At 58.8% G+C, this 22,724-nt stretch carries 21 protein-coding genes; 11 read left to right on the top strand and 10 right to left on the bottom strand.

What is annotated here, in order from left to right:
• Positions 1-152 precede the first annotated feature (152 nt).
• Both LOC68_RS24605 and LOC68_RS24600 read left to right on the top strand, forming a co-directional pair.
• Entirely contained in the window at positions 153-1,208 is a 1,056-nt protein-coding gene (locus LOC68_RS24605) for a DUF1559 domain-containing protein (protein WP_230223832.1), read from the top strand.
• Between the two features lie 95 nt (positions 1,209-1,303).
• Positions 1,304-1,789: a carboxypeptidase-like regulatory domain-containing protein gene (locus LOC68_RS24600; protein ID WP_230223824.1), complete on the top strand. Its 486-nt coding sequence runs from the start codon at positions 1,304-1,306 to the stop codon at positions 1,787-1,789.
• 20 nt (positions 1,790-1,809) lie between these two features.
• On the opposite strand, the gene LOC68_RS24595 is transcribed toward LOC68_RS24600, so the two are convergent.
• From LOC68_RS24595 to LOC68_RS24585, 3 genes are all read right to left on the bottom strand, one after another.
• The gene (locus LOC68_RS24595; RefSeq protein WP_230223822.1) at positions 1,810-2,244 is read right to left on the bottom strand and encodes a carboxypeptidase regulatory-like domain-containing protein; all 435 of its coding nucleotides are present in this window, start codon (positions 2,242-2,244) and stop codon (positions 1,810-1,812) included.
• Between the two features lie 83 nt (positions 2,245-2,327).
• Positions 2,328-3,293: a DUF1559 domain-containing protein gene (locus tag LOC68_RS24590; RefSeq protein ID WP_230223820.1), complete on the bottom strand. Its 966-nt coding sequence runs from the start codon at positions 3,291-3,293 to the stop codon at positions 2,328-2,330.
• 416 nt (positions 3,294-3,709) lie between these two features.
• A complete protein-coding gene (locus LOC68_RS24585) occupies positions 3,710-4,486 on the bottom strand; it encodes an NRDE family protein (RefSeq protein ID WP_230223818.1) in 777 nt (258 codons plus the stop codon).
• A gap of 429 nt (positions 4,487-4,915) precedes the next feature.
• On the opposite strand from LOC68_RS24585, the gene LOC68_RS24580 reads away from it, so the two are divergent.
• Positions 4,916-5,275 carry a DUF2750 domain-containing protein gene (locus LOC68_RS24580; RefSeq protein ID WP_230223816.1) on the top strand — a complete coding sequence of 120 codons (360 nt, stop codon included), beginning with the start codon at positions 4,916-4,918 and terminating at the stop codon, positions 5,273-5,275.
• 165 nt (positions 5,276-5,440) lie between these two features.
• On the opposite strand, the gene LOC68_RS24575 is transcribed toward LOC68_RS24580, so the two are convergent.
• Positions 5,441-5,845, bottom strand: coding sequence for a low affinity iron permease family protein (locus LOC68_RS24575; protein WP_230223814.1), 405 nt, complete (start codon positions 5,843-5,845; stop codon positions 5,441-5,443).
• A 468-nt stretch (positions 5,846-6,313) separates the two neighbouring features.
• The gene (locus LOC68_RS24570; protein WP_230223812.1) at positions 6,314-6,853 is read right to left on the bottom strand and encodes a hypothetical protein; all 540 of its coding nucleotides are present in this window, start codon (positions 6,851-6,853) and stop codon (positions 6,314-6,316) included.
• A gap of 278 nt (positions 6,854-7,131) precedes the next feature.
• On the opposite strand from LOC68_RS24570, the gene LOC68_RS24565 reads away from it, so the two are divergent.
• The 3 genes from LOC68_RS24565 to LOC68_RS24555 all read left to right on the top strand — a co-directional run bounded on the left by LOC68_RS24565 (position 7,132) and on the right by LOC68_RS24555 (position 10,955).
• Positions 7,132-8,088, top strand: coding sequence for a hypothetical protein (locus LOC68_RS24565; protein ID WP_230223804.1), 957 nt, complete (start codon positions 7,132-7,134; stop codon positions 8,086-8,088).
• A gap of 101 nt (positions 8,089-8,189) precedes the next feature.
• Positions 8,190-9,743: a serine/threonine-protein kinase gene (locus tag LOC68_RS24560; RefSeq protein ID WP_230223802.1), complete on the top strand. Its 1,554-nt coding sequence runs from the start codon at positions 8,190-8,192 to the stop codon at positions 9,741-9,743.
• Positions 9,744-9,920: 177 nt separating this feature from the next.
• Positions 9,921-10,955 carry an SAM-dependent methyltransferase gene (locus tag LOC68_RS24555; RefSeq protein WP_230223800.1) on the top strand — a complete coding sequence of 345 codons (1,035 nt, stop codon included), beginning with the start codon at positions 9,921-9,923 and terminating at the stop codon, positions 10,953-10,955.
• 24 nt (positions 10,956-10,979) lie between these two features.
• Here the strand turns inward: LOC68_RS24555 and LOC68_RS24550 are convergent, their stop codons facing one another.
• Complete coding sequence (locus LOC68_RS24550) at positions 10,980-11,318, bottom strand: hypothetical protein (RefSeq protein WP_230223798.1); 339 nt, start codon at positions 11,316-11,318, stop codon at positions 10,980-10,982.
• Positions 11,319-11,535: 217 nt separating this feature from the next.
• On the opposite strand from LOC68_RS24550, the gene LOC68_RS24545 reads away from it, so the two are divergent.
• Positions 11,536-13,734 carry an acetylxylan esterase gene (locus LOC68_RS24545; protein WP_230223796.1) on the top strand — a complete coding sequence of 733 codons (2,199 nt, stop codon included), beginning with the start codon at positions 11,536-11,538 and terminating at the stop codon, positions 13,732-13,734.
• A gap of 22 nt (positions 13,735-13,756) precedes the next feature.
• Here the strand turns inward: LOC68_RS24545 and LOC68_RS24540 are convergent, their stop codons facing one another.
• Positions 13,757-13,984, bottom strand: a complete 228-nt coding sequence (locus LOC68_RS24540; protein WP_230223794.1) for a hypothetical protein — start codon at positions 13,982-13,984, stop codon at positions 13,757-13,759.
• A gap of 1,009 nt (positions 13,985-14,993) precedes the next feature.
• Here LOC68_RS24540 and LOC68_RS24535 point away from each other — a divergent pair.
• Positions 14,994-15,275 carry a flagellar biosynthesis anti-sigma factor FlgM gene (locus LOC68_RS24535; RefSeq protein WP_230223792.1) on the top strand — a complete coding sequence of 94 codons (282 nt, stop codon included), beginning with the start codon at positions 14,994-14,996 and terminating at the stop codon, positions 15,273-15,275.
• Between the two features lie 262 nt (positions 15,276-15,537).
• Positions 15,538-16,059 (top strand): Fur family transcriptional regulator, encoded by a 522-nt coding sequence (locus tag LOC68_RS24530; protein ID WP_230223784.1) that lies wholly within the window; start codon positions 15,538-15,540, stop codon positions 16,057-16,059.
• 56 nt (positions 16,060-16,115) lie between these two features.
• Here LOC68_RS24530 and LOC68_RS24525 read toward each other — a convergent pair whose 3' ends face one another.
• Entirely contained in the window at positions 16,116-16,721 is a 606-nt protein-coding gene (locus tag LOC68_RS24525; RefSeq protein ID WP_230223782.1) for a PIN domain-containing protein, read from the bottom strand.
• A gap of 254 nt (positions 16,722-16,975) precedes the next feature.
• Here LOC68_RS24525 and LOC68_RS24520 point away from each other — a divergent pair, with 254 nt between their 5' ends.
• A complete protein-coding gene (locus LOC68_RS24520; RefSeq protein ID WP_230223780.1) occupies positions 16,976-17,518 on the top strand; it encodes a DUF6790 family protein in 543 nt (180 codons plus the stop codon).
• A 27-nt stretch (positions 17,519-17,545) separates the two neighbouring features.
• The gene (locus tag LOC68_RS24515; RefSeq protein WP_230223776.1) at positions 17,546-18,451 is read left to right on the top strand and encodes a lactate/malate dehydrogenase family protein; all 906 of its coding nucleotides are present in this window, start codon (positions 17,546-17,548) and stop codon (positions 18,449-18,451) included.
• Between the two features lie 5 nt (positions 18,452-18,456).
• Here LOC68_RS24515 and LOC68_RS24510 read toward each other — a convergent pair whose 3' ends face one another.
• Together LOC68_RS24510 and recQ are read right to left on the bottom strand one after the other, a co-directional pair.
• Positions 18,457-19,968: an S-layer protein gene (locus tag LOC68_RS24510; RefSeq protein WP_230223768.1), complete on the bottom strand. Its 1,512-nt coding sequence runs from the start codon at positions 19,966-19,968 to the stop codon at positions 18,457-18,459.
• Between the two features lie 181 nt (positions 19,969-20,149).
• Positions 20,150-22,342, bottom strand: a complete 2,193-nt coding sequence (gene recQ, locus LOC68_RS24505) for a DNA helicase RecQ (protein ID WP_230223766.1) — start codon at positions 22,340-22,342, stop codon at positions 20,150-20,152.
• Between the last annotated feature and the right edge of the window lie 382 nt (positions 22,343-22,724).

Below are 22,724 nucleotides of genomic sequence, written 5' to 3'. Positions count from 1 at the left end.
AATCCCTAGCGTTATGGCGTTTTGGCCCCATTTCCCGGAATGACGAGTGAATTAGTGCAAATTCTGGAACGTCGTTTGCGGTTTGGGCAGCGAACTAGCTTCATCCTTCGCTTGAATTCGTTCCTCCCTTAAGTCGCTTGGAGATTCTGCCCATGCAGTCCACGTCACGATCTTCCGCTGGACGTCTCGGCTTTACCCTGGTTGAACTACTCGTGGTGATCGCCATTATCGGCGTGCTCATCGCACTGCTGCTGCCGGCTGTGCAACAAGCTCGCGAGGCGGCCCGTCGCATGAGCTGCACTAACAACATGAAACAGCTCGGAATCGCCACCCACACGTTTCATGACACCTATGGACGCTTCCCGTCGACGTACGCCGATCCGCTTTGCCAGCCCCAAGGGGGTTCGACGGCGGCGAAGTATTTGCAACAGGGCTACCTCTATCTGCTGTTGCCGTACGTCGAGCAAAACGCCCTGTACGATGACCTGCAAACGAAAGTGGTGGTCGGCGGCGCCAACATCCATAACGATGCCGGCGTAAGCACGATCCTCTCGGCATTCACGTGTCCATCGGACGCCGCCGCTTCGGTCATCGACGATGTCGATAGTCGCGGGCGAACCAACTACCACGGTTGCCAAGGAGACGTCTGGGCCCACTATCAAACGACAACTGCCCGCGGCGTACTTGCCCGCGGCGATGTGCAAAAGCGAAAAATGTCCTCCATCACGGACGGGACCAGCAACTCGGTCATGGTAGCCGAAGTGAAAGTAACCCCGGCGAAATCGGATCGACATGTCGGCTCCGGCATCGCCATTTCGGCGCCTGATCGCAAACCAAGCAGTTGCCTGGCTCGCGTTGGCGCCGATCAGATGTTAACCGGCAACGTCTCGACGAATAGCCACCAACTTGGCTGGCGTTGGTATAGCGGCAATTCTCCCTACACGCTGTTCCAAACCATCTTGCCTCCCAACGGACCGACCTGCGGCTGGACCGCCGAAGGCGCTCCGATGGTCACGGCCAGCAGCTTTCATCCCGGCGGGGTGAATTCGCTCTTTGTTGACGGCTCGGTTCATTTCATTCCGGACACGATCGACGTTGGCAATTCGTTGACGGTTGCGATCCCCGAAGATTACACCGGCCCGTCGAACTATGGCGTCTGGGGCGCTCTGGGCGCGATCAGCGATGGTGAAGTGGTGACGCTTCCCTAACGCGTCTTCAAGTCGTTCCTAATTCGCCAGCCCAGTTGCGCTGGCGGAGCACCGCGATTTCGGAACATCAACAACCCACCGCGATAGGTTTTCTCATGTCCAACTTCTTCCCTCACTGGAAGTCGCTTTCGCTTTTGGCGGCGCTGGCTTTGTCCCTTGGTTGCAGTGCGACGAAGTTCGTACCGACCGAATACGTCGAAGGATTGGTGACGCTCGACGGCGTGCCGATCGCCGACGCCACCGTTACCTTTCAACCGCTGGAACCGGGTCAAGGATGCGCCGGCGTCGGCGTCTCCGATTCGTCCGGCGTCTATCGTCTGACCACGCTAAGCAATATCGACGGCCTGAAGCCGAAGCATGGCGCCGGCGTTCTCCCCGGCGCCTACCAGGTGGCGGTCGAGAAGGTAGAGCTTGCGCCGGAAGTTCAGGCCAAGATCGACGCCGGGGAATCGGTCGCCTACAGCGAAGCCGCCCTCAAACGAATCTTTCCGAAACGGTTCGCCGATCCGGAAAAGTCGGGCCTGGTCGTCGACGTCGTGCCGGGCAACAACGACATTCCTTTGGTGATTTCCTCGAAGTAGGGCTGCGAATATCAAGCGGTCTAGCCGCCGCGATCCGGTTGCGTGACGCGGCCCTGCGACGTCAGGCTGAAGTCGATGCGATTTTCGCCGGCGATGACTTCGCCGGTAAGCTCGCTGTGCGTGTTGTACTTGTCGGGCAAACGTTCGGCTCGGCGACGGCCAGCGTCATCCTCGTCACGAAACGTCCGAATCCTTACCGTATGCGTTCCGACGATCGCCCCTTGGCGATCGCGGGTGAACCGCAGCGAATAGTTCCCTTCTTGATCGGTCGTTCCGTAAGAAGGAGAGCCGCTACGCGGCGTGAACTCGATTCGCGCTTCCGTTAGCGTCTTTCCATCCAGCGTCACGCGGCCGGTTACTTTCCCCAGCTGGGGATCTCCCGCATCGCCGCAGCCGGCCAAAAGCGAGAATCCGATCAAGGCCCATTCCGTTTGCAGTCGATAGATTGCGCGCATTTTTGCCTCCTGAGCGAATGATTGGGTGAAGCGAAAGAGAAGGGGGGAGCCCATCGTTGGCTCCCCCGCGAGATCAGCAGCGGTCAGAAGGCTTCGGAAACGACATGTCCGTCGCTACGGCGACCGAGACGTTGAAACAAACCGATCTGACTGGCCGGCGGACTCGCTTGATTAACGCCGCCGCTGTTGAAGTCGATGTCCTCTTGAATGAAGCTGACCCGTCCGTCGCCAAACAAGAAGAAGGCGCCGCCGGCATGCTGACTGCTAAAGCCGCGTTGCCCTTCGACGTCGCCGATATTCAGCTTGACGTCGACCAGCCCGAGCGATTGCTGCAGTCCCCAGTTGCCGGTTCCGTTGTAATTGCGGACCCCAATCCAAGTTGCAGCGTAGTCGCGCCATTCGCGTTCGCCGATGACGAACGTGTTGCTCGTACCATCCGTAACGTCGGCGAAGCGGGTTCGACTGAGCGGCCAGAGCATTCCAAAGGGATCTCGCCCGTTCGTTTTCCATTGCTCGGCCATCGACCAACGAGCGCCGGTCACACCGACGTAGTTCGACGTCCCGGCGGCGATATCGCCGTAGACGGCGTTGGTGAATCTCCGCTGGTCATTCGTATCCGTCGCCGTATCGGTTGGGCAGCGAAAGACGCTCAGACGCGTTTGCGATAGCGGCCGCGTCCCAGCGTCTTTCATCACGGCGTGCAGATCGCGAGTGGAGACGGTCAATTGCTCGTAGAGATTTACCTGCTCCAACTGCGGCAGCAGAAAGGCGTTCCAGCCCCACGCGGCGATATTGGCGGCCGTAAAGTCGCCGGTCGAAATCAACGTTCCTGGCGGGAACGATTGATGAATGTCGTGATAGTTGTGCAGCGCCAAGCCTAGTTGCTTCAAATTGCTTTTGCACTGCGTGCGCCGCGCCGCTTCCCGGGCTTGTTGCACCGCCGGCAGCAGCAAAGCGATCAAAACGCCGATGATCGCGATCACCACCAACAGTTCGACCAACGTGAATCCGGTGCGCGCGTACCGGTAGCCGTAAACGAATTTGTTCATTTTTCACCTGAGCTTTTGTTGTCGTTGCGAGAGAATCGCCGCATGAGCGCGCGGCACAAAACGTAAGTGCAGCGCGGCGGCGACAGAGAAACGGACGGAGCGAGAAAATGCGTCTAGCGACAGCGACGACAGCTCAACGTCATACAGCAACGCAGCGCCCAGAGTGCGCCGGGGTGAATCATCGATCGAGCGCCGGAGGACCGATGCCGGCGAAGATTGGTCGGATTGGCGAGCTTGGTGGACATACCAAAGTCATTTAAACAATCATGATCAACTTGGTTTGGTATCTAGATCGGCATTCCCCGTAAAAGGTTCGCAGCCAAATCGCCCGGTAGGCAGATTTTTAAACGCGCAAAAAAAAGAGCCTCGCACGTGCGAGGCTCTTTGTCGTTCTCGAATTGGTAAACGCAAGTGCGTTAGCTGGCTTGCGTCTTGGTACGCGATTCACGAAGACCGCGGCTGAGGATGTCTCGCAGCAACGGCGAGAAATCTTCATACGGCGTCTTGGTCGGCGCGCCGCCGGCAAATTGATAGATGGCGTCGCGCGGCTTTTTGCCGAGAGCGATCAGCGTCGAGCTGACCGTTCCCCATTCGCGACCTTCCATCACCATTCCGGGACGTCCCGGAGCGGCCGCGGGTCGAGCGAACACTTTGCTCGCCACCGCGAGGAATTTGACGGCCGAATCGAGCGTCTGCAGCGTCAAGAGGCGATGAGCCAACTTCACGCGTTCGTCACGCGAATCGTTCAGATCGCCGCCGGCGATCAGGTTCAAGCCTTCTTCCAACGGTTGAGCGTTGATGTCGTCGCCCCCGTGGATCGCCCAGCCGCTACGGCCGTCAGCAACCACGAAGTTAACCCCGTCGTACTCATCGTTGTTCAGCGCTTCCATCGCCATGTCGACAGCCGCTTGGGCCGAGCTGGCGCGAAGCAATTCGCGGCAGAGCAGTCCTCGCGAGCGAGGGGCGATGGGGCGATTCATCTTGCGGCGATTGCACGCACCGACGAACAGCCCGTGTTGATTGACGCCCAACCAAGTTCCGCCGGCTTGCTGATCAATTCCGCACAAAGCGCGCGGCTTGCCAGACTGAATCGACGGTGCAGAGCTGGGGCGATCGTAAAATTCTTCTCGGTTAGCGGCGACCAGAATGGGCGCTTCAGCAACCGATCGGTATTGGATTGCCAGTAGGCACATATTGTAAAAGATCGGGGGCAAGGGTGACTGGACTTGCACTCCCTGGACACGCTCCAAGGCAGTTACAATCCCTAAGAGTTTATTCGATTTCCCAAGTTCGGACACCCTTTAATGGGGGCCATGGTCTCGAATTTTATCGAGGAAACTAGGTAAAATATTGGACATTTGCCTACGAACCGACGTTAGTGGCTACTACTTGTCCACTGGCCTTCATTTAATGGGCAACAACGTCGCGGGCGCCCTCTGCCGACGTGATCCCGCAACTCCTCGTCAATTTTCCTATTTGTTGCGATGCGGACTGCCGAGGCCCTCCTACTTGGCTCCAGGCGTCATTCGTTAGATGCTAGAGGGACGGAATAAGAATGCTGGCCTATCTACGAACAGGCGATAGGACCATCTCCTCATATTTCTCACCAGAAGTCAAATCTCATGTTTTCCTCGAAACGATTTAGCGCCGTCGACCTGGGCGGCCAGGACCGCCTGCAATTCTTTCTTCGCGTCGTTCGAGAGAACAAAGAGCTGTGGGGACTGTACGCCGACGGTTGGGCCGAAACGGTCGATGACGACCGGAAGAAAGGATTTGTCGTCTTCCCGGATCAGGAACACGCCCAACTCTGCGCGACCGACAAATGGAAGCGTTACACGCCGAAAAGCATTAAGCTATCTAGTTTCCTGGAGCGGTTCGTCGAAAAGCTGGCGAAGCAGAAGTACACGATCGCCGTCTTTCCGACCCCGTTTGATGGAGCGGTCCAAGTCGATCCTCTGACCATCCGCTCGGAACTGCTCTAGAACGCTTGAAACGCCTTGGAATCGGCAATTTGACCGCATTCCGGCGAGGAGCAAGCCAAGAAGCGAAATCAGCGCGTGCTCGAAAGCTCGAGCACGCGCTGCCCCAACCGGTCGCTTTCGCAACCGGCGCTGAATTACCCAACAATTCGGTGTTGGCGTTACCGATTATTTCGCATTTTCCGATTTTGTGGCCGCCGCTCGACGCTCGGTCTGCCGTTTCTCCGATTCGGCTCGCAGGCTCGCGACCTCTTTTAGCTGCTCGGGCGTCAACGTCTGGTTGATTTTGGCGTCTCGTTCCGCCTTAATCGCGACGATCTGCCGAATCAGTTCGTCCAATTTGGCTTGGTACGAACTCTGGATCTCGTAGATCTCTTCCTTTTGCTTTTCGCTGACGACTTGCCCATAGAAGTTCGGCAATCGCCCCCGCGGCTCGCTCCGCGGTTTCGCCTCCATCTTTTGCTCCGCCGCTACCGCAGCTTCTTCCGCCGCGGTCGCTGGCGTCGTCGCCAAGCCAGCGACGCAGAGTCCCAACAACGCCATCCAAGCAGAAATCGATCGAAAACAAGGCATAGGAAATTCTCCTACTCAAATGAGATGGAAGCTTCCGTGCCAAAAACTACTATCCAATACGTAGGAGCTTATACCCAGAGAGGGGGCCCCGCAATCCAGATAGGGGAGAGAAATCCCTCTTTTTTAGGGAGGCCCTTGAGAGGTGAGCCGATGCGGCGAGGAGGGCGCATAAAAAAAGGTCATGGTTGGTCGGTCCGTCGATCCCCATGACCCAATTCAAACGAAACGCGTCTTGCATTTCGTCCTCCCGGCTTATTTCTGCTTTTAATCATCGGCGATAAAACGATCGCTTCTGAAGTCGAATTTTCGGAAAATAGTGCTAGCAACGTCTGTAGCGACAAAGCCTCCACCAAGGGAGTCGGAACTTTGAGGCGCCAAGAAACAGAGAAGGGGGCGCCTTGGAGAGAAGACGCCCCCTTCACGTTGCTCTGAGTTGTTGCGGCGAATTCGCCTGAAAGCGGCTTCGACCTAGTTCGGCAGCGTCGCGCGGTAACCCGGCGAGATCAGCTTCGCTTCTTTGGTTGGCATCACCTGGGAGGCCGGCATCATTTCGACTTCGTAACCGGTCGGATAGCCGAGCTGAATCATGCGGGTCCCCGACTGACCGCAGGTCGAGCAACCTTGCGAACTGTAGCTGTTGTAGCCGCGGAACATCTTCAGGCAGCTCGGGCACTTCTCGCAGACGCGTTCAAAGTGGGGACCATTGCAATCGCACATCGGATACTGATCGCAGCAGGTTCCGGTCGCACAGGTCGAACCGCAGCCGCAAGTCGACGGACGAGCGAACCAGTGATAACGGCTATGAATCCGCGTACCGCAAGCCGGCGGGGCACAGTAGCCGTCCCAGACGTTGGCGCAGTTCAGACCGCAACCATGACCGCACGCGGGCGAAGTCGCACAGCCGCAATCGGCGCCGGCAGATCCGGACATTTCGCCCCAGCCGCCGGCGTAACCGAGCGAGGCGAAGATCATGACGCCGAGCAGCGAGCTCCAGGCTTTACCGTTCATTGATCAATCTCCATTCAATTCAGTGCATCGCAGCGAATCGCATCGATATCGCCGCGATCCCAAGTTGGGAAACAGGCAGGCGAGAGCGTCGCTCAGGAGAAACATTGCTCACGACTTGCGTTGTGCAAACGCATCACGTTGATTTTTGGAGAAATTGCGAATTGGCGGCGACCTGAGAATCGTTCTATCCTTTGTTCGCAGAAGCAGTTGGTGCTACGATCAGATGGGCTCGCGGTCGCAATGCGGCGGCGACAGGCAGCCGTGTGCGGGACCGCAATATGCCGATTTTGCAGACTCTCGGGGATATTCAGCCAGGCGTCGTTACCGGCCTGACGGCGATGCTGTCCGGTATCGTCGGCGTCTTGCTGTTGGCTTCGCGTCGTCGCGTGCTCGACGGTACGACCCTGGTTGCGCCTTGGTGGTGGGTGCTGATCGCCTGGCTGGCGGTGACCGGGGTCGAAACCTGGATCGGGCTGGCGGTCTCGGCCGGCTATCCCGTTCCGTTTCGCGATTCGCTCCGCTTCGCCGCCGGCATGACCCTCTTCTGCCCGCAGATCGCCCAGCTCGGCGCCAAACGCCCGCAGAACGTCGCCTGGCAATGGGTCGTCGTCACGCTATGGGCGGTGCTGATGATGCCGGTCGGCGAACAGCTCGCCCTGGGACGCGGCGGCGAATTGTCGCTTCATTGGGTCCGCAGTTGGCTGCTGTTCGTTCTGATTGTCGCCGGCTTGCTGAACAACGGACCAACGCGGTTTTGCATGACGGCGATTCTGCTCGGGACGTCGCAAACGCTCCTGTTGGCGAAACATCTGCCGGGGATTGGCGTCGGGCTTGCGGCCGGCGGAGCTTGCCTGGCGATACTGCTCCTCCTGACAGCGATCTTCCTGACGGTGATCGCTTGGCCTCCCAAGAGTCACGCAACTCGCCCCGAAGACCGCGTCTGGCTCGACTTTCGAGACAGCTTCGGCGCGTTTTGGGCGCTGCGCGTCGCTGAACGAATCAACGCCTCCGCGTCACGATATCAATGGGGGCTGTGGCTGACCTGGAACGGCTTTAGCCAAGTCGAGTTCGTTGGGGTCGCCGGCGAAGTGAATGAAGAGGTGAATTCGGCGCTGCGGGTCAGTTTGCGATCCCTCTTGCGGCGGTTCGTCTCGGACGAATGGCTCCGTCAGCGAATGCCGCCGGAGAAACCGGAAGATTCGCGCAAAACCCCTCCGCCAGAGGCACACTTGTAGCTGGCCGCTTCCCCGCAACGGATTTGCCCGTTGGTTGCCTAACCGGACAACGCCGCCCATACTGAATCTAGGTTGCCGTCAACTCACCACCCGGACCCCTCATGGCCGATTCCTCACCATCCGCCTTCGCCACGACGAATGACCTTACAGGTAAGTCGCTGGGCGATTATCAAGTGCTGCGGCGGCTGGGTCGTGGAGCGATGGCTGAGGTCTATCTGGCCCAACAGACCAGCCTGAAACGGCAGGTCGCGCTGAAGATCTTGCTGCCGTCGCTGGCGCAGCAGGAGTCGTACGTCAAACGGTTTCACCGCGAAGCCCAAGCGGCCGCGGCGCTGACGCACGCCAACATCGTCCAGATTTTTGAAGTCGGCTGCATCGACGGCATTCACTTCATCGCACAAGAGTACGTTCCCGGTCAGACGCTGAAGCAACTGACCGGCAAGACCGGCTCGGTCGACGCCAAAGCGGGCTTCGCCATTCTACGGCAGGTCGCCGCCGCGCTGATCAAAGCGGCGGAGCAGGGGATCGTCCATCGCGACATCAAGCCTGAGAACGTCCTGATCACCGCTTCGGGCGAAGTGAAGGTCGCCGACTTCGGCCTCTCGCGCGTCGTCAGCCAGAACGGCGAAGGGCTGAACCTGACCGAGATCGGCGTGACGCTTGGTACGCCGCTTTATATGAGTCCCGAACAGGTCGAAGGGAAGCAGGTCGACGCCCGCAGCGACATCTACTCGCTCGGCGTGACGATTTACCATCTGCTCGCCGGTCGTCCGCCGTTCGACGGCGACACGGCGCTAGCGGTTGCGGTGCAACATCTGCAGACCGAACCGCCGCGGCTCGAAACGCTTCGCAAAGACCTACCGCCGCAATTGACGCGCGTCATTCACAAGATGCTCGCCAAGAAGCCGGAGAAACGTCAACAGAACGCCTCGGAACTGCTGCAAGAGTTGCGTGAGGTTTTGGAGGCGGTTGGTCCTGACAAGCTAGGGGGCGGCGTCCACGACTGGTCGATGCCGGAACTGGCCGCAATCGGCGATCGCTCCGCTGCCACGCGGGAACTGGATCGGTTGATGAAGATCGCCGGCCGCTCGGGCAAGCACTTCGCTGCGGCTCGCATGTGGATTGGGGCGATCGCCTTGGTGCTCCTCTGCTTTGGGCTGGGAGCGGCGCTCGCCTGGTCGAGTCGCGAAGCGCCGCTGCTGCAGCCGGATCGTCCGCTCGCCAGCGAAGAGTTCCCCAATCATGGCTCGGCCGAAGAGCAGTTCTATCGCGCCATGATGGACGGTTCCCCGGAAGCGTTTCATAGCGTCGGCCAATACTTTCCGCTCGAGTCGAGCGCCGACGCCAAAGCTTGGACGCTGAAAGCGATGAAACAGGAAGCGACGATCCTGATGAACCGCGGTGGCGCCGAGAACTACGCCAAAGCGCTTCGCATCTTTCGCGAACTCGCTTCGCAGGACAGCTCAGAAACGGAAGCTCGCGCGTTTGGCGCCGCCGGCCAGGCAATCTGCTTGTATCGCATGGAAGATTACAAGCGAGCCCGCGAAATCGCCGTCGACGCGAAAGTGCTGCAAAAGTCGATCGAAGTCGACGCCGACTTCAATCGCCAGTTTGAAGAAGTGTGGACGGCGCTGGCGAATCGCCCTGGCGCGTAGCGGCCACGCGAGCTTCAAATTCCTCGCCCCTCCCGGCGCAATTCCAACCTTGGCGCTATTCATTCGCCTGCCGTGATGTGAAAAAAACGATTCGCTCGGCGCTTTGTTGGCGACCATTGGCGGCGTTAGAATGCGCGTAGTACTCCGGGATCGCAGCATCTCATTCGGAGGCGTCTTATGTCACCAAACGTCGACGAGACATCGGCGAGCGCGCCGGCGAAAACGCGGAAAACGGTCAAGGAATGTTACGATTTCTTTGACTGCGTCTTTCCCGCTTGTGGACTGCGGGATCTGACCGAGGGAATGTACCACGGCGATCCGACGGGTTCTTACCAGCAGGCGCAGCGTAACCAGGTCGAGTGGCTATTGGACCAGGTCCACTGTCAGGCAGGGTCCCGAATTCTCGACATTGGGTTTGGCTACGGAACGCTGCTGGAAGCGGCGCGTGATCGCGGCGCCCATGGCGTTGGGATCTCGGTCTCGCCACCGCAGGTCGAGCGCGGGCTTGCTAACGGCCTGGACGTCCGCTTGCTCAACTATCGCAACATGGGCGAAGAGTGGAACGAACAGTTTGACGCGGTGATCGCCAACGGATCGGCCGAACACTTCGTCCATCCTGACGACATCATCGCCGGCCGGGCGGATCAAATCTATCGCGAGCTGTTTCGCATTTGCCATCGCCTGATCGATCCTGCATCGCCGTCGCGGCGATTTGCGACGACCATTATTCACTGCAATGACCGTACGCCTGTCCCAACGTTCGCGGAACTGAAAAAGTCTCCGTTCGCCTTCGCATGGCGATCGCCAAAGTTCCACTATGCGATGATTCAACAGACGTTTGGCGGCTTCTATCCCGAACCCCAGCAACTCGAACGTTGCGCACAGGACTACTTTCGACTATCGGGCGAAGTCGACGGAACGGAAGACTATCACCTGACCTCGGAACAGTGGTTCGCCCACGTCCGTCGCCAGATGATGTCGCTGAAGAACGGACCGCGAATCTTTGGCAATCTTGTGAGGCAGTTTTGCCGACGTCCGCGTCACACGACGCTGATGTTGATCTGCCTGCTGGTCACCGAGTCGTGGCAGGAACAGTTCCGCGGCGAACATCCTGCGACGACGTTGTTGCGGCAGACCTGGGACTATGTCCCGTCGCCCGTACCGCTTTCTGAGGAAATCGCCGAGACCAAGGCGACGCTACTCAGTTCGTAGCCGGTCGAAGTCGCCTCGCGACGTTTACCTGCGCAGCACGATCGCAAACCAGATCAAGGTTCCAATCGCGATCGCTCCCAGAGCGAAGATCGTCCACCATTCGCGGCGCGACATTGCCTGCATCGGCGGGGTCACCGTGACCCGTTTACCGTCGTCGAACTCATGTCCGCACCAGGCGCACTGTTGATAGAACTGCGGATGAAAATGATCGTCGCACGTTGGGCAGACCAAGAGCGGGTATTCGTGCACGTCGCTGAGATCGAGAATCGGCAGCGATGACGGAGGGGGTTCGGCCCCTTGCGATTGATACGCCGCCAAGGAGAACTCTTCGGACGCTTCCCCGCACGCAGGGCAGTGGGTCATTCGTCGCTTGCCGCACCCGGGACAAGTCGGCCAATTGTCCCACGAATTACGTTTCGCCGGCGGGGCAGGGGAGCCAATTGTACAAAATTCTGCTTGCATCTTAGGGTCGCCGTCGGTCATCTTGTTAGTTAGCCTCCGCGTGCGACCATCTGCGTCGCGCGTCCTTCCTCTCTCTTATCGACTCCCACCGCTTTTCGACTTCGCCAGGATTCGCCGCATGTTTCGATTCTCCGCCGTAATTGTATCGCTATCGTTGCTGTCGATCGCCACGAATTTGTGGGCTGACTCACCGAAAGAGCCGCAAACCCCCAAGGCGCTCGCCCCCGAGGCGAAGCCGGCCGATTATCGGCTCGCTCCGCCGAAAGACCTGAACGGCTACTTTCCGTTCAATCCTCCGGCGAAAGATCAGTGGCCTGCTCGCGCCGAAGAGGTGAAACGGCAACTGAGCGTCGCCCTGGGCATCTGGCCGCAACCGGCGAAGACTCCGCTCAACGCGGTCGTCCATGGCAAGTTGGAGTTCGACGACTACACGGTCGAGAAGGTTTACTTTGAAAGTCTGCCGGGCTTCTACGTTACCGGCAGTCTCTATCGCCCGAAGAACGCCAAAGGCCCAGTGCCGGCCGTTCTCTGTCCGCACGGACATTGGCCTGACGGTCGCTTCTACGACCGCGGCGCCGAGGGAATCCTGCAGGATCTGGTCGGCGGCAGCGAACGCTTTGAAGAAGGGGGCCGATCGCCGCTGCAAGCTCGCTGCGTGCAATTAGCTCGCATGGGTTGCGTCGCCTTCCTGTATGACATGATCGGCTACGCCGACAGCGTGCAGCTCTCGCGTGAACTGGCCCATGGCTTCGCCAAGCAGCGACCTGAGATGAACACGACCGAGAACTGGGGGATGTTCAGCCCGCAAGCCGAAGCGAACCTGCAGTCGATCATGGGACTGCAAACCTGGAACTCGATCCGTGCGCTCGACTTCCTCGAGTCGCTCCCCGACGTCGATCAGAAGCGTCTCGGCGTCACCGGTTCCAGCGGCGGCGGCACGCAGACCATGATCTTGGCGGCCCTCGATCCGCGCATTGTTACCTCGTATCCGGCGGTGATGGTCTCGACGTCGATGCAAGGCGGCTGCACCTGCGAGAACTGCTCGATGCTGCGGATCGATACCGGCAACGTCGAGTTCGCGGCGCTGTTCGCTCCGAAGCTGCAAGGGATGACTGCGGCCGACGACTGGACGAAGGAGATGGCGACGAAGGGATTCCCCGAACTGAAGAAGCTGTACGAAGAGCTCGGCGCTCCGAAGAACGTCTCGCTGCACGCGGCCGTCCACTTTCCGCACAACTACAACAACGTCGCTCGAGCGCCGATGTACGACATCTTCAGCCGCGCCTTTGGACTCGGAATCAAAGCGCCGATCGTCGAGCACGACTACACGCTGCTGACGAAAGACCAGCTGACCGTCTGGGACGATCAGCATCCACGTCCGGAGGCTGGCTCGGAAGACTACGAGCGGAAGCTACTGCACGACATGAAGACCGAATCAGACAAGGCGATCGCCGCGCTCACGCCGACCGACGAAGCGAGCTTCGCCAAGTTCCAGGAAGTGGTCGGCGGGGCCTGGAAGTCGCTGATCGGCGCGAAGACGCCGACCTTCGACGCGCTGCAACTGGAAGTGACCGACAAGACGGCGAAGGAGGGTTACCTGCAGATCACTGGACTGTTACGGAAGAACGCCGGCAGCGATCAGCAGACCGAGTTGCCGATCGTCTTCCTCTATCCGGAGAAATGGAACAGCCAGGCGGTTCTGTGGCTATCGCCGGCAGGGAAGGGGGGCCTCTATGGCGCCGACGGCAACCTGACGCCGATGGTGAAACAGCTGGTTGAGAAGGGAACGTCGGTCGTCGGCGTCGATCTGCTGGGACAAGGAGAATTCGGCGTTGAGGAGTTGAATCCGATCGTGGAGAACCCGCGGGAGTTCGCCGGCTATACCTATGGTTACAACCGGACGCTGTTCGCCGATCGAGTCGCCGATGTGCTGGCGGTCGGCGCCTTTTTGCGAGGGCATGAGCGCGCGGCCAAGTATGTCGACCTGGTCGGCGTCGGCAACTGCGGCGTGATCGCGGCGGCGGCTCGGGCCGAAGACCCGGCCCTCTTCGATCGCGCGGTGATCGCGACCGGCGGCTTCCGTTTCGCCAAGCTGCTCGATTTCCGCGATGCGTCGTTCATCCCCGGCGGAGCCAAATATGGCGATTTGCCGGCGCTGCTGGCTTTGGCGGCGCCGCAATCGGCGCTGGTCCTGGGAGAGCCGGCCGAAGGGTTGCCGCTGGTGAAAGGGGCCTATGCGGCTCGCGGAGCGGCGGAAGCGCAAAAAAATGGGGACGATCGAAGTTCGATCGTCCCCTATCTGACGGCTCCGCGTTAGACGCAGAGTTTCTTGGTTAGGTTTAGAAGGTATCGTTGGTCGCTTCGCCCAAGGCGGCGGAGCGGCGTTCGAAAGGACGCGATAGCGACCGTTCGGTTTCAAAATGACGCCATGCGTGGCGTAGTTCGTTCAACTCGGCGTCCAGATCGTGCACGAACTCCAGGTATGGACCTAGTCCAACCAAAAGCTCTTCACCCGTCCGGTTATCGAGAAGACGAATCTGAAGCTGATCAATAAGAGGTTCGTCCATGTTGCGAACTCCTCAACAAAGGAAGTCCGCTACGAATCCCTGTAGCTTGGGAGGCGATGATCCTTCACCGCTGAATGGTTAACGTCCGCATCTAACTATTGGACGTTTCGCAGACGAAAAGGGTTCGACCTTTCCGTTTTGGCCGCCGCCTTTGCGGCGAACCACACCCCCAGCTGCAATCGACCTTCGTGTAGACGGGTCATTGTAAAGTTGACAATCGCGTTGGAAGCGATTGCAGAAAAAATTGGGGCTCGGCATCCCCAACTGCTACACAGGGTCGAGAATTTTGGAAAGTTTTTTTGCTGGCTGCGCGCAAGCTAGCCGCGTGACACTTGGGAAGGCCGGAGATATCCCGACAGACCGCAACTTACGCAGATTCTCTACGACGTGAAAACTTTTTCGTCATAGCCGGCAGAATCGTCTCAAGTCCTCCCGAGCGTCGGTCGCAGTTGACGTTGATTCGCGGAGCGGCATTTCCTATAAACGGCGACCGGCATAATCGGTTCAAAGCGTTTGGCGCCAAATTCGCGAACAGGGTTTGGGGTCGGGACGTAACAGTTACGACAGGGCAACTGAACAAATGAACAAGCGGCGACGTCGCCGCGAAACCGCACCTGGTGCGGCGTTTGTTCGACGTGATGCCGAAAGGCGACAAACTTTCGCCAGCCGGCAGCCTCCCCGCGAGCTGTTACAACAAGAATCCAACCATTTGCAATGAAACGCCGGTGCTAGCATGTCGATGAGAGTAGTGCTTACGCTATTCTCGAGCCGCGAAGTCAGATGCTTCGCACGGATTGTCGGCTAGACACGGAAAGCGGCGCTCAGCGGCAAGCTTTGAACTATATTTTTGAGGTACGGAAGCAGTCACTGCCTGGCTCCCCAGGCAAATGACCAGCTGGGGCCTCCAACTTTCCGGTCAATATCGCCTGGACGAAACGGGACTTGAAGCCGTCGCCCGCAAACGCGGCCTATGGTTCCACAGCGCCCAAAAGGGAGTAGGAAAAGCTATATGTACATCAACGGCCCAACTAGTTTGCACGGTGCTCAGTCGATCAGCGGTCCCCACCGAGCCGGTGGCGCTACGCAGACGCTGGAACCGACGTCGCGCTTCGACACGGTCGATTCGCTCGACATTTCGGCCGAAGCCGACATTGTCAGCCGCGTTCGGGAAACGCCCGATATCCGCGCCGACAAAGTCGCCCAGATCAAGGCGCAAATCGCCGACGGCACGTACTTTAGTGATGACAAGCTCGACATCGCTCTGGAACGTCTGCTGGACGAATTCGGCTAATCCGCAGCAAATCGCTGAACTTTCGGTCCCCCCCGGACCGCTCGCTTAACGTCTCCTGACCGGCGCGACTTGGAAGTCACGCCGGTTTTTTTGCGCGCTCAGGGCCTGAGTTGCCTTTGCAAAACTCGGCCGCAGGTCTACAATCGTTATTGAGACTACCCATAGACCCCGTTCACGTAACTATGTGCTGCTAAACGAGATTGCTTGTTGTGAAACTGTCTCAACAAGCTCGCTAGCAACGCCACCGCAAATCGAGACCATCATGTCGCAGTCCCCCACCAGCGAATCGTACGCTTTGACCAGCGTAGACGTCGCGCTTCCCCCGATGGAACGCTTTGAAGAGTATCTTCAGGCCAAAGGGAAGCGGATTACGCAGCCTCGTCGCATTCTGGTTGAGCATGTCTTCTCCAAGCACGAACACTTCGACGCCGACGCGCTGATCGAAGAACTCGCCCAGCGTGACGCCGGCCCCAAACGGGTGAGCCGGCCGACCGTCTATCGCACGTTGAACGAACTGGTCGAAGCCGGACTGCTGCGGAAGATGGACATCGGCGGCCGGGCGGTCTACGAACACGATTACGGCTACCCCGACCACGACCACCTCTACTGCACCCAGTGCGGCGACCTGTCGGAATTTCACAGCGAAGAGCTGATCCGCTTGCGTGACGCCGTCGCGCGTGAACATGGCTTCCGCGTCAGCGGGCACAAGTTCATCGTCAACGGCACGTGCCTGGAATGCCAACGCAAGTCGCGCCGGCAAAAGCGGAAGGTCGACCTGATTTAGCCAATCGCGGCGCGTTGGCGGTGGGCCAGCCGATGCGCCGCTTAACGGTCGATGCACTAGGTCGTCGGCTGCGCGGGGTAGCTGACGCTTTCCCCATCGACGGAGATGTGTCCCTCTTTTTCGAGCGACGCGATCAGCTTCACGAGATCCGTATTCGACAGCCGCTTTTCAAACAGCGAGTTGATCGTGCTGGAGAGCGTTTTGACCTTCTTCGGGCGAGATTCGCCGCGCGGGGTCAAGTTTTCGACGATCACCGCGATCTTATCAGAGCGAGCCTTCGCGCTGGCTTGCTTCAGCATTGGCAGATCCTCGATGTCGCAGCTGCGATGGACGTGGATCCCTTTCTTCCTCGCGAACGGGATCAGGGGATCGTATCCGGTGTCCTTCGAGATCACATAAAAGCGTCCCTCGGGATCGACCTGTGAGAGCTCGCCAATGGTGAATGCGATATGGAAATCCACGGCGTTGGCGCCACTGCCCGAAATCTGAACGTATTCTGCGTCAGGGCCAAGCTGCTGAAGTTCCTTCGCGAATTCCAGCGGCACTTTCGACTGCTGCTCGCCGAGAAATATGCGGACCTTCAGCGGCGATACTCCATTCAATAGCGCCAACGTCCTCGGCTGCACATTTTCGTAGTCGATCAAGAGATAGTTGGTCTTCATGGGCGGAGAGAGCGATCTGGCGTTTGAGATTACTTGGCGAGCGATCCGACGCAACAAGTATACGCTCCTAATTTGGGGTACCGCGGAATACCCATCACAGCTCCTTAATATGTCCGACGTTCGCTTCAAGGGCGTCGTATCTTTAATTGCCTCGACAACCTCGGAAACTGAGCGTCAATCCGCCATTTCCGAAATCAAAATGCAACTTCCCGCCCCTCAGGGACATTTCTCGTGAAGCGAAATGGATCGAGCACATGATTGAAACGATTCTGCGGCTGGTGCTGAGCAACTACCCGATCACGTTCCTTGTGGTCGGGCTGATCTGTTCGGCCATCTCGCTTTCCCGGCAGCCGAAACCGCTGACCAAGCACGTCGTTTTTGAAAAGCTGCTCGCCTATTACTGCCTCAGTGCGGTCGGCTTCTTCTACATCTACAACTTCGTGATGCACGTCTTCTTTGGTGAGTTCGCGGCCAGATTCATCGGCTGGGCCGATAGTCCGTTTCAGCTGGAGGTTGGTTTTGCGAGTCTGGGGTTCGGCCTGGTGGGGTTGCTCGCGTTTTGCCCTGACTTCGGTCTTCGATTGGCGGCCAACTTGGGGCCGGCCTGTTTCATGTGGGGCGCGGCCGCGGGGCACGTTTACCAGATGGTCGCAAATCACAACTTCGCCCCTGGCAACGCCGGCACGATGTTCTGGGCCGACATTTTCCTGCCGATCATCGGCTTTTTCTTTCTTGCAGGTTGGCGAATGACCGCGCCGACTCGACAATCGACCGTAGCCCCGGAGGCGCCCGCTTAAGCTGTTTCCGTCAGAAGGATCGCACCCATGAAAATCACCATCGTCGGTACAGGCCATGTCGGTTCGGCGATCGCCTTCGCCGCGACCATCAATCCGCTCGCCGCGGAACTGCTGTTGGTGAACCGCAATTTGGCGAAGGCCGAAGGGGAAGCGATCGACTTGGCGAACGCCAGCGCCCTGCAAAACAGCAACATGCGGATCCGGGCCGGTCAGATCGCCGACTCCGGCGGGTCCGACATCCTGATCTTCACCGCCTCGGTTCCCTACGGTTCCCCGACGCGGAAGCGGACCGAACTGGCGATCGAAAACTACGCGATCCTCCAAGATTGGCTCCCGCAACTGGCCACCGTCAGTCCCGACGCGATTCTGATCATGGTCAGCAATCCGGTCGACGCACTGACCTATGCGGCGATCAAGCTGACGGGCTATCCGCCGGAGCGGGTGATCGGCACCGGCACGCTCCTCGACAGCGTCCGCTACCGCGCTCTACTATCCGCAGAACTCGGCATTCATCCTGACGACATCCGGGCCTACATCCTGGGAGAACATGGCGACACCCAGTTCGCCGCCCACTCGCTGGCGATGACCGGCGGCGAGCGGTTCTACCCTAGCGACATGTCGGCCAAGCTCTTCCGCCAAACAGTCTCGATGGGCTACGACGTCTCGACGCTGAAAGGGCACACCAGTTACGGCATTGCGCTGGCGACGATGTCGATCGTCGACAGCATCGTCTATGACCTGAAACATACAATGCCGGTGAGCGTATTGATCGACGGCTTTTTAGAAGTGCGCGACGTTTGCCTATCCTTGCCGGCCGTGATCGGCAGGGGAGGGGTGACCCGAGTGTTACGGCCCAAGCTATCGGAAGAGGAGCAAGCGGCGTTTCAGCGTTCGGCCGATGCGGTGCGAGCAAACATTTCCGCGTTGACTTGATCGAGCTATTCGCTTCGTTTTTGAAACTTAGCGATAATCACATCGCCAGCGTAACAGCCTCCTTTGTAACACAACTCTTGACCACCACCGCCGCCGGCGAATTGCGGTTGATAGGCGTTCTTCAGCGGCCAGCCTGGCCCGTTGACCGATCCAGAAACGTAGAGATTTCCTTGCTGATCGAGACATCCGCAACGACCACTGTCGTAGTTTGATCCTCCCATCAAAGTACTGAAGTTCAACTGAGCGAAATCCGCGGACAAGACGACCAGGATTGCATCGTCTGGAACGCTTAGTTCCGCTTGCAATGCGCCGTCCGTCGTGGGGAAGTCGCGAGACGAAGTGCTGCCAGTAAAAAAGACGTTCCCCTGATCGTCGGAATCGACGCCATCGATCCCATCATTCGCAGTACCGCCGATATACGTACATCCAATCAGCGCGCCGGCAGGGGAAAACTTCGCCACGACGACATCCCGTTCTCCGCCGGCGTGTTTCGCCTGAAACGCTCCCCTCGTTACCGGCAAGTCATGACTAGTCGTTGACGTCGCCAGATAGGCGTTACCCGAGGAATCGACGGCAAGATTGTGAGTACTGTTTCCTTCTTCTTCACCACTGCCGCCAAAATAGGTTCCGTAGATCAACTTCCTCCCATCCGGGGAAAGTTTCGCGATGAACGCATCATGCTTTCCATGGTGCGTGCGATCGTGCGCTCCGTCGGTCGTCGGCACATCGGGTGAATCGGTCGTAAAGTTTAAGAAGACATTCTTCTCAGGATCAACGCGAATACCGCAATTGGCGACTTCATCTTTTGACCCTCCAAACCAAGTAGCCCAGAGAACCGATTTGCCATCGCCGGCTACTTTTAAAGCGCCAACCTCAGCGCCGCCGGAAGGCTGCTTTTGATACGCGCTGCCAAACCAGGAAGCTGGCGGCATAGGACCGCTTCCTATAAAGTCGAGCGGCAAGTAAACGTCGCCGGTCTCATCGATCGCCAAATCGCGACATAGCCAGTTCGTTCCCACATAGGCGGCCCAATCAAGGTCGCTGCCATCCGGTTTCAGCTTCACAACAAAGCCATTCTGCATGCCGTAGATGCTTTGCTTCGCCCCCTGGAACGTCGTTTGAAACGCTCCTTCGGTGACAGGAAAGCCTGGCCCGCCGCGCTCCGCGACATAAACAGAACCATCGACGCCAACTTCGACCGCATACGCCCGATCATAGTTTGGACCGCCGAGCAGCGTTGACCAGAGCAAGCGTCCTTCTGGACTAAACTTGCAGACGAACGCGTCACAATACCCGCCGCTGCTGACCTTGTCTCCCGTCTTGTCTTGCTTACGTTGAAACGCCTGTTCGGTCGTAGGAAAATCATCCGACACGGTCCCACCGACAACATAAACGTTTCCGGCCTGATCGACGCAAATGTCGCGAGCGTGCTCCCAGTTCTTCCCACCCAGATACGTTGAGAACGCCAACTCGTAGTCAGCAGCGTTTACGGCAGAAACGTTTAACGAGAGAACCACGCAGAGCGCGAACAAAGCGAAAAAAAGTGGGGCGTTTCGGTCGACTCTCGTTTGCATGCTACTCCCCAAGTTCCGTAGAAAGGCTAGATCTTCCGATACTGGAATCCGGCGTATCGGCGGACCTTACCATGATCGGGTCTCGCGGAGGACGATGCAAGAAGCGGGAAAACCTGCGGAGAAATTACAGAGAGCGATTCTGCAAACATGCCGCGACGATCCGAATTTCTTCGTACGAGACTTCTTCGTTTAGGTATTCGTAAATAGGGCGCAAAGCTCGGGCGCCGCACTCTTCGATCGCTTCTTCCACGCGGCGCGACGTTTCGCCGGTGACCCAGGCGGTGGGATCTTCCAGCTTTTCTTCGCGGATGAATTGCTCCAAGTAACCTTGCACTGTCGACTCGGCGCGGCCGATGATGTTGGCGACTTCCAGTACGGTTTGCCCTTTTGAGAAGAGAGCGAAGGCGTCCTTCAGGGCCGGCGCCTGATTCTTTGGCGGCTCGCGTCTCGGAGCGACGATCACTTCGGTATCCATCGCGTCGACGGTCAGCCCTTCCTGGCTGCAATAGTCGGCGATGTGCTGCGTGAACGCTTCGCCGTAATCCTGGCACTTCTTTTCGCCGACCCCTTTGATCAAACGGAAACGCTCAAGCGATGAGGGGCGATGACGGGCCATTTCACGGAGCGAGCTGTCGCCGAAGACGATGTAGGCGGGAATGCCGGCCGCTTCCGCCTTTTCGCGACGGAGCGTTCGCAGCGACTCGAACAGCCCGCGATCGACGCCTTCCCAGTCGTCGAGCTTGCGAGCTCGCTTCGGACTCTCGGCGCGCTCGGCGGCGTCCGGCTTGGTCAACTTCGGCAACGCTTCGCCGCGCAACAACACGCGTCCCGATTCGGTCACCTTCAGCACGTTGTACTCGCCCACCTTGGCCAGAAAACGTTGACCGACCAGTTGTTCGATCCACATCCGAACGCTGCGCAGGTTCTCGCTTTGCAGCAGGCCATAGGTGCTGAGCTTGTCATGATCAAGCTCCAGCACGCGTTTATCGCGCGACCCGCAGAGGACCTTCGCGTTGTGATCGGCGCCAAAGCGTTCGCCGGTGCGTAAGATGCAGCTCAGGATCTTTTGTCCCAATACGGTCGCATCTTCGACCAGGTCGACCGTGCCGAGACAAACGTCGCACGCTTCGCACTCTTCCGCTTCCAGCTCTTGGCCGAAGTAGCTGACGAGCATCCGGTGGCGACATTCGGTCCCAATGCAAAAGTGATCGAGCGCATCGAGCGAATGCATCGCCGCTTGCTGGGCGGTATCGGGCAAGTCGCCCAGCATCCGCTTCCAGGTCACCAGGTCGCCGCTCGAATAGAGCATGACGCATTCCGCCTCCAGCCCATCACGGCCGGCGCGACCGCTTTCCTGCTGATAACTTTCGAGCGACTTCGGCATGCCGGCGTGTACGACGTAGCGGACGTTCGACTTGTCGATCCCCATCCCGAAGGCGACCGTCGCGACAATCACATCGGTCCGCTCCTGGATGAACGCGTCTTGATTGGCTTGCCGCTCTTCGTCGCTCAGGCCGGCATGGTAGGGAAGGGCTTTGACGCCGACCGAGTTAAGTTGTTCGGCGATCGATTCGACGTCAGCGCGGCGAATGCAGTAGACGACGCCTGACTCGTTCGGATGCCGCGCGATCACCTCGTGGATCTGGGAGAAGCGATCGCCGCGACGGACGATGCGATAGTTGAGGTTCGGCCGATCAAACGAGCCGACCAACATCTCGGGATTGATCAGGCCGAGCTGCTGCGCGATATCGTCGCGAACGCGCTCGGTCGCCGTCGCGGTGTAGGCATGCACGCCGACGCCGGGGAAGGTTTCTTTCAGCATGTTCATCATGCGATACTCAGGGCGGAAATCGTGTCCCCATTCGCTGATGCAGTGCGATTCGTCGATCGCAAAGAAAGAGACTTCGACGCCGGAGAGGAATTCGAGCATCCGCTCGCTTAGAAGCCGTTCCGGCGCCAGGTACAAGATTCGGATGGCGCCGCTGCGGACGTCGGCGGCGATCTGCCGGCGTTCTTCGGCGGTGATCGTGCTATTCAGACAAGCCGCTGGAATGCCGCACGCGGTAAGTGCGTCGACCTGGTCTTTCATCAGCGAGATCAGCGGCGAAGCGACGACCGCCAAGCCCGGCTTGCAGAGGGCAGGGACCTGGTAGCAGAGCGACTTCCCGCCGCCGGTCGGCATGACGACGACCGAGTCCCGATCTTCCAGCACCGACTCCATCGCTTCGAGCTGGAGCGGGCGGAATCCCTCGTAGCCCCAATATTGCCGCATCGTGGCGAGGAGCTGCTCGCGCGTTCCCTTTGAAGTCGTTTCCATTACCGGCGCCCCGACACCATCCGTAACTAGCTAGCACCCTGCGATCCATCAAAAAGGAATCGCCAGCAGCAGGGAAGGGCCGGCGATTCTTCGGAATCGAACTAAACAGCCTACTCTTTTCTCGGGGGGTAGGTCAAACCGCTCGATTCGGCCGGTTGGTTCCCGGCCCAAAAACTAGATTGCCCGGTTTTCACCAACCTAGCGATTCGACTTTGCGGCGAACAAACTTTCTAGCTCGCTACGGATCATTGTAGTGAGGATCGCCTGCTTCTGGGCCGCGACTGACCGTGCGAACGAACGTTGACGGCCTCCCTTTTTCGCTTGCCTGAGCCGTCTTCTCCCATTAATTTGAGGCAAGGAGTCAGCCCGAACCCCACTGGGC

It is taken from the genome of Blastopirellula sediminis (assembly GCF_020966755.1).
GTDB lineage: Bacteria > Planctomycetota > Planctomycetia > Pirellulales > Pirellulaceae > Blastopirellula > Blastopirellula sediminis.
Note: the sequence above shows the minus strand (reverse complement) of the source record. Positions and strands in the feature narration are given on the sequence as shown.